This is a genomic window from Marinobacter sp., from assembly GCF_044799475.1.
Classification (GTDB): Bacteria; Pseudomonadota; Gammaproteobacteria; order Pseudomonadales; family Oleiphilaceae; genus Marinobacter.
This window is the reverse complement of sequence record NZ_CP085217.1, coordinates 3,270,269-3,284,315: the sequence shown is the minus strand read 5'-3', so window position 1 is coordinate 3,284,315 and position 14,047 is coordinate 3,270,269. Positions and strand designations below refer to the sequence as shown.

Below are 14,047 nucleotides of genomic sequence, written 5' to 3'. Positions count from 1 at the left end.
GATGCAGAGCTCCCAACTCGAACAGGCACAGATTTACACCGAATTCAGCGGACTCAACGCGCTGAAAACCCAGGCACGCACCGATAAAAAGGGTGCCCTGGAAGAGGTGGCAAAGCAGTTTGAAAGCCTGTTTCTGGCAGAGATGCTCAAATCCATGCGCTCGGCCAACAAGGTCCTGGCAGAAGGCAGCTACCTGAACAGCAACGAATCCGAGTTTTATCAGGACATGTTCGACAGCCAGCTCAGCCTCAGCATGTCGAAACAGCAGGGGCTGGGGCTGGCAGATGCTCTGGTTCGCCAGCTCAGCCGGCAGATACCCGGGCTTGATGAAGAGGGTGAAAAGCTTTCGGCTCACCGTCCGGACATCGCCGACTATGACCGCAGCCTGCCGGCTCTGTCTCCGGGGCTGCCCCGGGAGCTGAACCGGGTGAAGGAAGTGATTGCGACAGAACCTGCAGGCGTTCCACGTGGGGCAGGCGAGCCCGCGCCCACAGGATTTGATTCGCCGGAAGATTTTGTCAGTCACATGCTGCCCCTTGCCGAGGCGGCAGCGGCAGAAAGCGGAATCAGCCCGCAACTGATGGTGGCACAGGCAGCGCTGGAGACCGGCTGGGGCAAGCACATGATCGAGGATGGCCAGGGCGGAGCCAGCTTTAACCTGTTTGGCATCAAGGCGGACAGCCGCTGGCAGGGAGAGTCGGTTGATATCGCCACCACGGAGTATCGCGAGGGCGTTCCGATGAAAGAGCGCGCGGCCTTCCGTTCCTATGAGGACTACGAAGCCAGCTTTCGGGACTATGTGAGCTTTCTTGAAAGCAACCCGCGGTACCGGAGCGTGCTGGCATCCGCCGATGATCCGGAAGCCTTTGCTGACAAACTGCAGGCTGCCGGTTATGCAACTGATCCTGCCTATGGCGAGAAAATCCGCCAGATCATGGACAGGGATCTGCTAAAACCCGTGAGCGCTTCGGTCAGCTCACCTTACCGGATGTCTGAGGAGTAGCGGCGATGGCAGGTCTGATCGGTATTGGTCTTACGGGCATTCTGGGTCATCAGTCGGCTCTGAATACAACCGGCAATAACATCACCAATGCCAACACTCCGGGGTACAGTCGCCAGGAGGTGGTGTTTGAAACCCAGCCTGGCCGGCAGACCGGCGCTGGCACTGTTGGCAGTGGCGTCAATATCAGCGATATCCGGCGCATTGCCAACGACTTTGTTACCGAGCAGTTGCGCTCCGATACCTCGCTTTTCGGCGAGCAGGACGCGCTGAATGGCGAGCTGAGCCGCCTGGACAACCTTCTTGGCGGAGAGAGTACGGGCCTCAACAACGCCCTGAACAACTTCTTTGCCAGTATTCAGAGCGCGGCGGAAGATCCCGCAGCACTGCCCCAGCGCCAGCTGGTTCTCAGTGAAGCCCAGGCTCTTGTAACCCGATTCCAGGCGCTTGATTCAGCATTTGTCCAGCAGCGGGAATCGGTCAATGGCCAGATGACCGCCAGCACCTCCGATGTGAACAGCCTGCTGCAGAGCGTCGCCGACCTCAACCTGGCCATCGCTGAGACACCTGGTGTGGCCCAGGGCAATCTGCCAAACGACCTGCTGGACAAGCGGGATGAGAAACTGCGCGAATTGTCCGAGCTGATGAAAATCAGGGTTGTGCCGGTGGATGGCGCCCAGGTCAACGTGCAGATGACCAACGGTCAGGCCCTGATTACTGGCAACGAGGCTTCGACACTCTCCACCAGACGCAGTTCCGAAGACCCCACCGCCCTTGAGTTCACCCTGAAAACCGGCAACCAGGTCCGGGTGGTTACCGATCAGGTTGTGGGTGGCAAGCTTGGAGGGCTTCGGGAATTCGTCTCCGGCCCTCTGGCAACCGCTTTCGACGAACTCGGCCGGATCGCGGTAGCGGTTTCCGAGCAGATGAATAACCAGCATCAGATCGGAATGGACCTGGAAAATGATCTCGGTGGCCTGTTTTTCACCGAAATCAATACCCGCAGCGCCCAGCTCAACCGGGTGACCGCCGACTCAGACAATGCGGTACCAAAGGACGCCCTGGTTTCAGTTGAAATTACCGATAGCAGCGTTCTGGGTACCGGCAGCTATACCCTGAAGATTGGCGATAACCAGAATTTTGAACTGATTGATCGGGCGACTGGCAAGACAGTCCGCCAGGGCGAGGTGCCAGCCACTCTGCCGGCTGAAATCAACATGCCGGGTTTCAATGTTCGCCTTGAGTCCGGCAGTTTTACCCAGGGTGACAGCTTTCTGGTGCGGCCCACCCGGGCAGCAGCCAGCAGCATGGCACTGCAGGTCGAGCGTGAGGAAGATCTGGCCTTTGCCAGCCCGATTCGGGCGGAAGCGGATATCGGCAATTCGGGCAATGGGGCTATCTCCCAGGGCACCATGCTGGCGGTTCGTAATCCCCTGACCAACGTTCCGTTGCCGGAGTTCAGCAAGCGTGGCGAGCTGTCGCCGCCGCTGATGATCAACTTCATCAGCGAAACCGAATATCAGATTCTCGATGCTTCGGATCCCACCAGCCCGGTGCCATTGACCCCGCCGGTCACTGGAAACTTTCAGCCGGGTATCGCCAACAAGCTGTTCTCCGAGGACCCGAGCGACGATAACTACCGCGGTTTCCAGTTCAGTCTGAATGGCAACCCGAAGGCCAATGACAATTTTCTGATCGAGTACAACACCGACGGCATATCGGACAATCGTAATGCCGGCATTCTCGGCGGGCTCGCCACCGTAAACACCATGAACGGTGGCAATCAGAGCTTTACCGAGGCGTACGGCGGCCTGGTGGAGCAGGTGGGCGTGTCGACCCGTCAGAGCCAGTTGGACCTGGACGCCGGCCAGGCGCTTCTGGAACAGACCAGCAATCAGCGGGAGTCTATCTCCGGCGTGAATCTGGATGAGGAAGCCGGTCGACTCATCCAGTACCAGGCGGCTTACAACGCGTCCGCCAAAGTAATGAGCGTGGCCCAGGATCTCTTCGACACGCTCCTGAATACGTTCCGTTAAGTTTCCGAGGATAATCACCATGATCCGGATTTCATCTCAGCAGATTTTTCAGGGGGGCGTTAATCGCCTCCAGGATCTGAACTCGGGGTTGCAGAAAACCCAGGAGCAGGTGTCGACCGGCAAGCGGGTAAACAATCCTTCGGACGATCCGGTGGCCGCTGCCCGCATTCTAAAACTGAACCAGGAAGTGGCTCAGACTGAGCAGTTTCAGCGAAACGTTGATCTTGCGGAAAATCGCCTGCAGCAGGAAGAAAGCACACTCGCTTCCATAAACGATGTTCTGCAGCGGGTGCGGGAGCTGACGGTCCAGGCCGGCAGTGGCGCGCTCTCATCTGACGACCGGCAATCGCTGGCCTCCGAGCTTCGCCAGCGTCTGGATCAGATGGCATCGCTCGCCAATACCCGGGATGCCTCGGGTGAATACATTTTTAGTGGCTTCAAGGGTGGCACTGAGGCATTCACCCAGAATATTTCGGGCAACTGGGTCTATCAGGGAGATGAGGGTCAGCGCCTGCTGGAGGTGGATTCCGGGGTTTCTGTTGCCATCAGTGACAACGGCAAGAAAATTTTCACCGATGTGGCGAGCGACAAGCCTGCGTTTTTCACTGAGGCGAGCCCGACCAATACCTCGCAGCCACCGGCCAGGATAAGCACGGGGATGGTGCTGGATCAGGAGGTGTTCAATCAGGTTCATCCGGACGATCTGGTGGTGCAGGTCGACCAGACGGCCGGCACCTTCAGCGTAGTCAGGCGTTCCGACGGCGCAGATTTTACGCCTGATGACAACACCTATGCTAGCGGCAAGAGCCTGAAAGCAGCCGGTATCCAGTTTGAAATCACCGACGCCGTCGATGGTGACCGTTTCCTGATCAAGACGTCAGAAAAACAGTCACTCTTCGCGACAGTGGAGAAGCTGATCTATGGCCTTGAAAACCAAGCGAAAACACCTGCGGTGGCCACTCTCCCGGGGGGAAGTTTCAGCCCCGAACCTGATGACAGCCTGACCATCAATGGGGTGACATTCGGCGGCCTGACTGACTTGGCCGCGCTGCGTGATGCGATCAGCGCCAGCAACGATTCCGCCCTCGACGGAGTAACTGCGGAAGTGGACCCGTCCGGAAATCTGATCGTCACCTCCCAGAGTGGCGATCTGGCATTTGAGGCCGATAACGGTGGCTCAGTGGGGGGGCAAATTGTTGTGAGCGGGGCCAAATTCGAAGATCTTGATCTTCTGAATGAACCGGTTTCCGCCACTGTCGGGTCTGGCCAGCAGGCGTTCAATGAACTCATTGCCGGTTCTCTCACCAATCTGGACAATGGGTTGGACAGTATTCTCAAAACCCAGACCGAGATCGGTGGCCGTCTCAACTCAGTGGAATCAACCGGTAAATTTCTCGAAGACTCGTCCGTCTTCACAAAGGGCATACGCTCCCAGCTACAGGACGTGGACTACGCGGAAGCCATCAGCCGCCTGAGCTTTCAGAGCTTCGTGCTGGAGGCCGCCCAGCAGTCCTTCGCAAGAGTTTCCCAGATTTCCCTGTTCGACCGGCTGTAGCCGCCATGAGCGGCCCCTGGAGCGGGTGGTGATGCGGTTGCTTTCATGGGTAACCTCAGTATAATCCGGTCACTCTTCGATGGCGGTGTGGTGAAATTGGTAGACACGACGGATTCAAAATCCGTTGCCCTCACGGGCGTGGCGGTTCGAGTCCGCCCACCGCTACCACAGAAGCCTATTAATCAATGGCCTGCCAGCGTCAGCGCCACCCTGAACAGCCTCCTCCATGAATCTCTCGGACTTCCATTTTGATCTGCCTGATGAACTGATCGCCCGTTATCCACTGGCGGAGCGCAGCGCGTCCAGGTTGCTTGTGCTGGACGGCGCCACGGGGCGTGTCGGTCACCACAGAATTCTTGATCTTCCCGATTTCCTTGCAACCGGTGACTTGCTGGTATTCAACAACACCCGGGTCATTCCCGCCCGGCTGTTTGGCCGCAAGGAGACAGGAGGACAACTGGAGATTCTGGTGGAACGGGTAACCGGGCCGCAGACTCTGCTGGCCCATGTGCGCTCCTCAAAATCCCCGAAGCCTGGCCAGAAGATTATTCTTGAGGATGGCTCTGAACTCATGATGGCGAGCCGGCATGATGCCCTGTTTGAACTTCACAGGGAGGACGCAGGGGAAACGGTTCTGGAGCTTCTGGAGCGCGTTGGCCACATGCCGCTGCCTCCCTATGTCGACCGACCCGATGAGCAGACCGACCGTGAGCGCTACCAGACTGTCTACGCAAAAGAAGCCGGAGCCGTGGCTGCTCCCACGGCTGGGCTGCATTTCGACGAGCCTCTGCTGGACCGGCTTGCAGCGAAGGGAATTGAGTCCACCTTTGTGACCCTTCATGTGGGAGCTGGAACCTTCCAGCCCGTCCGGGTTGAGCGGATCGAAGAACATGTAATGCACAGCGAAATCGCTTTTGTGCCCCAGGAAACGGTGGATGCTGTCGCCCGCACCCGGGCGAGGGGTGGCAGAGTGGTTGCCGTGGGCACAACGTCTGTGCGTTCGCTGGAGTCCGCCTGTGCCGGCGGTACGCTGGAGGCTTTCCAGGGAGAAACGGATATTTTTATCTATCCGGGTTACCGTTTTCAGTGTGTCGATGCAATGGTGACCAACTTCCACCTTCCCGAGTCTACCCTGATGATGCTGATCAGTGCCTTTGCCGGCCGGGGCAGGGTGATGGCGGCTTATGACGAGGCCATTCAGGAGCGTTACAGGTTTTTCAGCTATGGTGACGCCATGTTCATTACCGGACAGCAGCCCAGCCTCGGCGCCGAGGCAGCAAGACAACCAGGAGCCCATCGTGAGTGACGGCTGTTTCATGACATTTGAAAAACTCGGGGAAGACGGGCGGGCCCGCCGGGGGCGTCTGAGTTTCCCCAGAGGGCAGGTGGAAACACCGGCGTTCATGCCTGTGGGCACCTACGGTACTGTCAAGGCCATGCTGCCCAGGGATATAGAAGCAACAGGCGCCCAGATGATTCTCGGCAATACCTTTCACCTGATGCTTCGCCCGGGAACGGAGGTCATCCGGGCCCACGGCGACCTGCATGATTTTACCCAGTGGCATGGCCCGATTCTCACGGACTCCGGTGGCTTCCAGGTATTCAGTCTTGGCGAGACGCGGAAGATCACCGAGGCAGGTGTCACTTTCCGTTCGCCCATTGATGGCTCGCCTGTGGAGCTGTCCCCGGAAATAGCCATGCAGGTGCAGCGGGATCTCGGTTCCGATATCGTCATGATTTTTGACGAATGTACCCCCTATCCGGCCACGGAGAAGCAGGCGAAGGAGTCCATGGAGCTTTCACTGCGCTGGGCGGCCCGCAGCAAGCTTGCCCACGGCGATAGCCCGTCGGCGCTGTTCGGAATCGTACAGGGCGGCATGTACACGGAATTGCGTGATCGGTCCCTCGCCGGCCTGACAGATATAGGCTTTGACGGCTATGCCATCGGGGGCCTGTCGGTGGGGGAACCCAAGGAAGACATGCTGCGGATTCTTGATCACCTTCCCGAAAAAATGCCCGAAGACAGGCCAAGGTATCTGATGGGCGTGGGCAAGCCGGAAGACCTGGTTGAAGCGGTCTGGCGTGGTGTGGACATGTTTGATTGCGTGATGCCCACGCGGAATGCGCGCAACGGGTATCTGTTCACTTCCACCGGTGTGATCAAGATTCGCAATGCCGTACATCGCCATGACACATCGGCGCTGGACAAGGACTGTGACTGCTATACCTGTGAGAACTTTTCCAGGGGTTACCTCCACCATCTGGACAAATGTGGCGAAATGCTGGGGTCCCAGCTCAACACCATCCACAATCTGCGCTACTACCAGAACCTGATGGCTGGATTGCGTGAGTCCATTGAAGCAGGTACATTGTGCGACTTTATTGACGCGTTCTACGCCCGTCGGGGCGAAACGGCGCCCGCCCGCTAAGCGGCCTTCCAGGCTCTTTTAGCTTAATCTGTTCACCATTGATCAACGGAGACATCCATGAACAAGACCAGGATTCTTTTTGCTGCGCTGCTGGCGCTGGCACCCGGACTTGCCTTTGCCCAGGAAGCGGGTCAGGGCATGAGTGTAATTGGCCAGGTCATTTTCTTTGCCGGCTTCATTCTGATCTTCTATCTCCTGATCTGGCGCCCCCAGTCAAAGCGCGCTAAAGAGCATAAAGCCCTGATGTCCGGTCTTAACAAGGGCGATGAGGTTGTGACCTCCGGTGGCATTGCCGGCAAAATCACCAAGGTGACCGATGATTTCATCGTGGTTGAAATTGCTGACAACGTTGAAGTGAAGGTCCAGAAGGTGGCAGTTGCCACGGCCCTTCCCAAGGGCACTCTGAAAGACATCTGAACCTGACAACAGGATTGTTGCTGACCAAAGGCACCGCATGCTCAATAAATACCCGCTCTGGAAGAATCTGATCATCCTGATCGCCGTGGTGATCGGGTTCGTTTACGCATTGCCGAATCTCTACCCGGATGATTTTGCAGTACAGATCAGCGGTGCCCGCAGTGGCACGCCTGTGGATCAGCGCACCCTTGATCGGGCCGTGTCTGCGCTTGAAGAGGCAGACGTGGACGTGAAGTCCTCCCAGCTACAGGAAAACAGTGCGCTGATACGACTGACCAGTGGTGCGGGGCAGCTCAAGGCCCGGCCGATTGTTCAGGCAACTCTGGGTAACGAATACCTGGTTGCGTTAAACATGGCGCCATCCACGCCGGACTGGCTGCGAGCAATAGGCGCCGGCCCGATGAAGCTGGGTCTTGACCTTCGGGGAGGAGTTCACTTCCTCCTGGAAGTCGATATGGAAACAGCCATTGAGCAGCGGCTCGAAGCCATGGCCGGCCAGGTAAAGCAGGAGCTCCGGGACGAGCGAATCCGGTATCGTGGTGGGGATGTCGCGGAAGGCCGGCAGGTGGTGTTGTCATTCCGTGACGAAGCCGAGCGGGAAAAGGCCTTTGATCTGGTGCGCAGGCAGTACAATGAATTCCTGCTCGACAGACAAACCGAGGGCGACGATGAGTTCAGGCTGGTCCTGACCCTGTCCGAAGCCCAGGTCAATGAAATTGAGGACTATGCCGTAGAGCAGAACCTTACAACACTCCGGAACCGGGTCAATGAGCTGGGTGTTGCCGAGCCTCTGGTCCAGCAGCAGGGTGGCTCCCGCATAGTGGTTGAGCTCCCGGGCGTGCAGGACACGGCCCAGGCCAAGCGTGTGATTGGTGCAACCGCCAATCTGGAATTCCGGCTCGAAGCCCGTCCGGACGCTCCGGCTGGGACTACAGAAGTCTATCCCTTCCGGGACAATGAAAACCGTACTGCCCGCCTTGAAAAGGACATCATCGTCACGGGGGACAGCGTGGCGAATGCCCAGCAGGGCTTTGATGAAAGCGGTCAGGCCCAGGTCAATATCACCATGAACTCGGTCGGTGGCGACAAGATGTCTCGCGCCACCCGCAACGCGATCAAGCGCCGGATGGCTGTGCTCTTTATTGAGTACAAGTCCGAGACAGAGCAGCGGCGAGTTGACGGTGAAATGCAGGCCGTGGAAAAGCGGACGGTGGAGCGGGGCATCATCAGCCTTGCCACCATTCAGTCAACCCTGGGGTCAAGCTTCCGGATCACCGGCCTTGATTCAGTGACGGAAGCGGCAGAGCTGGCTCTGCTGTTGCGGGCGGGTTCTCTGGCTGCTCCCATGTACTTCGTGGAAGAGCGGACCATAGGCCCGAGCCTGGGCCAGAAGAACATCGACGCTGGCATGATGTCCGTCGCCCTGGGCTTTGGCCTGGTGCTTGTCTATATGGTTGTGTTCTACCGTGGGTTTGGTCTGATCGCCAACGCGGCCCTGACCATCAACCTGATCCTGCTGATGGCCTGCATGTCCATACTCTCGGCCACCCTGACTCTGCCTGGTATTGCCGGGATTGTGCTGACAGTCGGCATGGCGGTGGATGCCAACGTGCTGATCTTTGAGCGTATCAAGGAGGAGCTGAAGGCAGGAATGCCGCCACACTCAGCGGTCAACGCGGGTTATTCCCGGGCCTTTGTATCCATTGTGGACGCCAACATAACCACCCTGCTGGTGGCGGTGATCCTCTTTGCAATGGGTTCGGGGCCGGTTAAAGGTTTTGCCGTTACGCTCTGCATAGGCATTCTGACGTCCATGTTCACCTCACTGCTGGTAAGCCGAAGCATCGTCAACGCGACAATTGGTGGCCGGAAAATCCAGAATCTGTCCATCGGAGGGAAGTTGGCCCATGGTTAATGTCGACAAAAAACCCATTGATTTCATGGGGATACGCAAGGCGGCAGGGGTTGTTTCGATCCTGCTGATCATATCTTCTTTCGTTATCCTTGGCTTCAGGGGACTCAACCTTGGTCTGGACTTTACCGGGGGCACCTCGGTAGAGCTTGAATACAAACAGGCTCCAGACCTGAGTGATGTTCGGGGGCGCCTGGCAGAAGCCGGTTACGAAGACTTTGTGGTCCAGAACTTTGGTGCACAAACCTCCGTTCTGGTTCGCCTGTCCGATGCTTTTGATGACGAACTCGCCAAGAGTGTGACGGAGGACCTGCGGGCCTCAGGTGCTGAGCTTGAGCTTGTGAGATCCAATTTTGTCGGTTCCCAGGTGGGAGATGAACTCAAGGAGGACAGCGGTCTTGGTCTTCTGCTGGCACTGGTTGTGGTGCTCATCTATGTAGGGATGCGCTTTCAGTTCAAGTTTGGCGTGGCGTCGGTTGTGCCGCTGGCTCACGACGTGATCATCATTCTGGGGATCTTTTCCCTCTTTCAGTGGACCTTTGATCTCAGCGTGCTTGCAGCGCTGCTGGCTGTAATTGGCTATTCCCTGAACGACACCATCGTGGTGGCAGACCGGATCCGGGAAAACTTCCGTAAAATGCGCGCGGGGGACTCGGAGCACATCATCAACGAGTCCATCCACCAGACAATCAACAGAACGCTGAATACGTCCGGTACAACCCTCGTGGTTCTGCTGGCGCTGTATTTCCTCGGCGGCGAGGCGATCAACAACTTTGCGATTGCTCTTATAATTGGCGTCCTTGTGGGTACCTATTCATCGATTTACGTATCGGCAAGCCTGCTGCTGGCTCTTGGCGTATCGAGGGATGACCTGATTATTCCTCCAAAGGAGGGCGTGGCCGGTCAGGAAGAGGAAAACGAGGAGCCGCCGGAGTGGCTGAACCGGATGTAGGTCTGTTGAAGGAACTTCTCTGAATAGAAAAAGCCGCGCCCTGTTTCCCCGGGTCGCGGCTTTTTTATTTACTGCGGCAGGCGGCTGCGGAACGGCTGAAGGATCTTGAGAACTTCCTTGAACAGTTTGGGGTTGGCCACAACCATCTGTCGCCCCTGCTGGGTGAAGGGGTTGCCGGAGAAATCACCAGTCAGGGCACCGGATTCATTGGCTATCACCAGGCCTATTGTCAGATCTGCAGGCTCGGGCCGGAAGATCACCGCCGCATCAAGGCGGCCTGCCGCGACCCGGGCAATGTCCAGCGCGACACATCCGGAGGTGCGGAGGCCTGCGGTCTGTTGCGCCATAGTGGCCGCCAGTTCGCCCCAGAGCAGTGCATTGTCCGAACCCCGGGCCTGGGCAAGAATATTGGTAACCACGCTGGCCTGATCCGGGTGGCTGACACTGCTGGTACGCACGCGGCGGCTGTTCAGCGAGGAGCCATGACCGCGGCTCGCGGCATATTCTTCACCACTAACCGGGTTTACCAGGAGCAGGTTCTCAGCCCGATTGTCTTTTTTCTGCAGGAGAGCCAGCGCAAATTCGGGAATTCCCCGAAGGAAATTATCGTGGCCAAGCATCGGAAAAATATGCCAGGTTTTTTCCTGGCCCCCGGCGTCCGCCTCACCCAGCGGCGCGATTACGTGATCCTTGTAGGACTTCTGGAGTTGTTCTGCAAAGTTATCGTACAGGGACTGTTCGATGCGTATAAGCTGGGAGCGCAGCTCCTCCTGGTCCTTGTCGGACTGCTCCTGACGTTCAAAGTGGGCTTTCAGAAAATCGGATCCCTGGCGGGCGACCCGCAGGGCCATCTTAATTGCTGGTTGCATCAGGCTTATCATCAACTGGGTGTGTGAAGGCCGCGTATCATATCAAAATGGGGTTTTCCCTTGTATGTTTTTTAAGTCCGCAATGTCACTGATGATGTTTCAGCCCGGTTCGGCGCAGGAAAGCCTTCTGTTATCATGGGCCCCACAAGGCCCCGTCAGGGGTTATCCCGGTTAACCAGCAAAGGCCCATCATGCGCAAAGCGGCTCTGCCCTCCGAATCGACTATCACGCCCCTGGAAAATGTTCGCATTGTCCTCGTTGAAACCTCCCATTCAGGCAATATTGGCGCTGTGGCGCGTGCCATGAAAAACATGGGCATGAACAATCTGTACCTTGTGCAGCCAGCCTCTTTCCCCGATGAGGCCTCTTACGCCCGGGCGGCTGGTGCAGCGGATGTACTCGATAGGGCGAGGGTTGTTGAATCCCTGTCTGATGCTATCGACGATTGTGTTCTGGTGCTGGGGACCAGCGCACGGGGAAGAAAGGTACCCTGGCCGGTTATCCCGCCGCCACGAGCCGCCGAGGAGACATTCCATCATGCTGTCCAGGGGCCGGTTGCACTGGTTTTTGGGCGCGAAAACCATGGCCTCAGTAATGATGAGCTGCAGCGTTGCCATTTTCACATTCATATTCCCTCCAATCAGGAATACAGCTCGCTGAACCTGGCCATGGCAGTGCAGGTGGTCTGTTACGAACTCCGTATGTTCTACCTGCGTCAACTGGAGGAGGGTGAGTCCGGGCCGCAGCTCCTTCCAATGACCCGGCCTTCTGATCAGGGCTGGGACCAGCCGCTGGCTCAGGTTGCCGATGTAGAGGGGTTTTTCCAGCATCTTGAAGAAGTGCTGGTGGATATCGAGTTTCACCGCCGCGACCGGCCACGGCAACTGATGACACGCTTGCGTCGGCTATTCCAGCGAGCTCAGCTTGATCAGATGGAAATCAACATTTTGAGAGGGATTCTTACATCCGTGCAGAAGTCTGCAGGCAGCGCGGGTGGTGGGTCCAGGACCCCGGAAAGCTGAAGGCATGACGGGAGCGCTGAATACTTGACTGAAATAGTTGGTCAATTCATACTCAGGGGTCAGCAAACGTCCAATTTCTGAATCCGAGGCCACGCTCGATGCGATTGACCACCAAGGGCCGGTACGCCGTTACCGCCATGCTTGATCTTGCCCTTCACGGAAATGAGGGGCCGGTGAGCCTGGCGGATATCTCCGGTCGCCAGGATATTTCGCTGTCCTATCTTGAGCAACTGTTCGCCAGACTGCGCCGTCAGAACCTGGTTGTGAGCGTTCGCGGGCCGGGAGGTGGATACCGTCTCAGCAGGGGAGGGGACCAGGTTTTCATATCGGAGGTGGTAGACGCCGTCAACGAATCACTGGATACCACCCGCTGCAAAAACCAGGGCGACTGCCAGAAGGGTGAAAAATGCCTGACACATCATCTCTGGTCGGATTTAAGTGAGCAGATACACAGTTTTCTCAGTGAGATCAGTCTGGCCGACCTCATGAAGAAGCGTGAAATCCAGGTTGTGGCAGAACGGCAAAACCGGCAGAAGGAAAACAGAGATTCCCAGGCCATCAACACCGAACGCCTGTCCGACCAGACGCCTGCCTGACATTTTCCACCAGCAATGAATTCGTGAGCGATGAAAAAACCAGTTTATCTCGATTATGCCGCTACTACACCGGTAGACCCATCTGTCGCCGAGGCCATGGCTGGCTGTCTTACCGCCGACGGCGTGTTCGGTAACCCGGCTTCCCGTTCCCACGGATATGGCTGGCAGGCCGAAGCCGCAGTGGAAAAGGCGCGACGGGAAGTGGCACAGCTGATTGGCTGTGACCCCCGGGAAATAGTCTGGACCTCCGGCGCTACCGAATCCGACAATCTGGCAATCAAGGGAGCGGTCGCCGGCCTTGATGGGGCGCATGTCATCACTTCCTGCATAGAGCACAAGGCTGTAGTGGATACCTGCACATGGCTGGAGCATCGGGGGTGCAGGGTCACATGGCTGACGCCGGACGCTGGCGGAGTCATTTCACCGGCTCAGGTGGAGGCTGCCCTGTGTGAAGATACAAAGCTGGTCAGCCTGATGATGGTGAACAATGAGTTGGGTGCACAGACCGATGTGGCTGCCATTGGAGCACTGCTTCGGGAAAAAGGCATTCTGTTTCATGTTGATGCAGCCCAGGCGGCCGGTAAAACAGCCGTGGATACAGGCTGCATTCCGGTAGATCTTATGTCCCTGTCGGCTCACAAGGTATACGGCCCCAAGGGGATAGGTGCACTTTATGTCAGGCGTGATCCGGCGGTTCGTATAGAAGCCCAGATTCATGGTGGTGGCCATGAGCGTGGTATGCGCTCCGGGACACTCCCAACCCATCAGATTGTGGGCATGGGCAGGGCTTTTGCCATTGCCGGGGAACAGCTGGCGGATGAAACCGCGCGGCTGGAGTCACTTCGGCAGCGGTTTCTGGACCGGCTGAGCGACCTTGATGGCGTGACAGTCAATGGCAGCTCTTCCAGCCGTGTCCCGGGCATTATCAATCTTTCCTTTGATGGGGTAGAGGCGGAATCACTCATGCTCGGCCTCAGGGAGCTGGCGCTTTCCTCCGGCTCTGCCTGTGCGTCGGCAACTCTGGCGCCATCCTATGTGCTCAAAGGCATTGGCCTGAGCGACGAGCAGGCCCACCGGGCGCTCCGCTTTTCGCTGGGGCGCTTTACCACAGCTGAAGAAATTGACTTCGCCGCAGACCGGGTCAACGAGGTTGTCACACGCCTCCGCTCGGTCCGCCAGACCGTTGCCTGATCCGGCCCCGCTGGTAGGCAGCCCCCCGACTGCGTATAATCGCAACCCGGAATTTAACCTGACCAATC

At 57.6% G+C, this 14,047-nt stretch carries 12 protein-coding genes and 1 tRNA gene; 12 read left to right on the top strand and 1 reads right to left on the bottom strand.

Annotation, left to right across the window (positions count from 1 at the left end; translation table 11 throughout):
• Position 1 precedes the first annotated feature (1 nt).
• The 9 genes from flgJ (at position 2) to secF (ending at position 10,301) form a co-directional block, all read left to right on the top strand.
• Complete coding sequence (gene flgJ, locus LG327_RS15125) at positions 2-1,003, top strand: flagellar assembly peptidoglycan hydrolase FlgJ (RefSeq protein WP_404363140.1); 1,002 nt, start codon at positions 2-4, stop codon at positions 1,001-1,003.
• Positions 1,004-1,008: 5 nt separating this feature from the next.
• A complete protein-coding gene (gene flgK, locus LG327_RS15120; RefSeq protein ID WP_404363139.1) occupies positions 1,009-3,036 on the top strand; it encodes a flagellar hook-associated protein FlgK in 2,028 nt (675 codons plus the stop codon).
• A 19-nt stretch (positions 3,037-3,055) separates the two neighbouring features.
• Positions 3,056-4,591, top strand: coding sequence for a flagellar hook-associated protein FlgL (gene flgL / locus LG327_RS15115; RefSeq protein WP_404363137.1), 1,536 nt, complete (start codon positions 3,056-3,058; stop codon positions 4,589-4,591).
• An 81-nt stretch (positions 4,592-4,672) separates the two neighbouring features.
• A tRNA-Leu gene (locus tag LG327_RS15110) sits at positions 4,673-4,759 on the top strand.
• Between the two features lie 58 nt (positions 4,760-4,817).
• On the top strand, positions 4,818-5,897 hold the full coding sequence (gene queA, locus LG327_RS15105) for a tRNA preQ1(34) S-adenosylmethionine ribosyltransferase-isomerase QueA (protein ID WP_404363135.1): 1,080 nt from the start codon (positions 4,818-4,820) through the stop codon (positions 5,895-5,897).
• 10 nt (positions 5,898-5,907) lie between these two features.
• A complete protein-coding gene (gene tgt, locus LG327_RS15100; RefSeq protein ID WP_404369461.1) occupies positions 5,908-7,020 on the top strand; it encodes a tRNA guanosine(34) transglycosylase Tgt in 1,113 nt (370 codons plus the stop codon).
• A gap of 57 nt (positions 7,021-7,077) precedes the next feature.
• Positions 7,078-7,437 (top strand): preprotein translocase subunit YajC, encoded by a 360-nt coding sequence (gene yajC / locus LG327_RS15095; protein ID WP_404363133.1) that lies wholly within the window; start codon positions 7,078-7,080, stop codon positions 7,435-7,437.
• Between the two features lie 37 nt (positions 7,438-7,474).
• Positions 7,475-9,352: a protein translocase subunit SecD gene (gene secD / locus LG327_RS15090; protein ID WP_404363131.1), complete on the top strand. Its 1,878-nt coding sequence runs from the start codon at positions 7,475-7,477 to the stop codon at positions 9,350-9,352.
• Positions 9,345-10,301, top strand: coding sequence for a protein translocase subunit SecF (gene secF, locus LG327_RS15085; RefSeq protein ID WP_404363130.1), 957 nt, complete (start codon positions 9,345-9,347; stop codon positions 10,299-10,301). The genes secD and secF overlap by 8 nt, the downstream gene beginning before the upstream one ends.
• Positions 10,302-10,369: 68 nt before the next feature.
• Here the strand turns inward: secF and LG327_RS15080 are convergent, their stop codons facing one another.
• Entirely contained in the window at positions 10,370-11,170 is an 801-nt protein-coding gene (locus LG327_RS15080; RefSeq protein ID WP_404363128.1) for an inositol monophosphatase family protein, read from the bottom strand.
• 191 nt (positions 11,171-11,361) lie between these two features.
• On the opposite strand from LG327_RS15080, the gene trmJ reads away from it, so the two are divergent.
• From trmJ to LG327_RS15065, 3 genes are all read left to right on the top strand, one after another.
• Complete coding sequence (trmJ, locus tag LG327_RS15075; RefSeq protein ID WP_404363126.1) at positions 11,362-12,192, top strand: tRNA (cytosine(32)/uridine(32)-2'-O)-methyltransferase TrmJ; 831 nt, start codon at positions 11,362-11,364, stop codon at positions 12,190-12,192.
• 98 nt (positions 12,193-12,290) lie between these two features.
• On the top strand, positions 12,291-12,788 hold the full coding sequence (gene iscR / locus LG327_RS15070) for a Fe-S cluster assembly transcriptional regulator IscR (RefSeq protein WP_404363124.1): 498 nt from the start codon (positions 12,291-12,293) through the stop codon (positions 12,786-12,788).
• Between the two features lie 30 nt (positions 12,789-12,818).
• Positions 12,819-13,979: an IscS subfamily cysteine desulfurase gene (locus tag LG327_RS15065; protein WP_404363122.1), complete on the top strand. Its 1,161-nt coding sequence runs from the start codon at positions 12,819-12,821 to the stop codon at positions 13,977-13,979.
• The last annotated feature ends 68 nt before the right edge of the window (positions 13,980-14,047 follow it).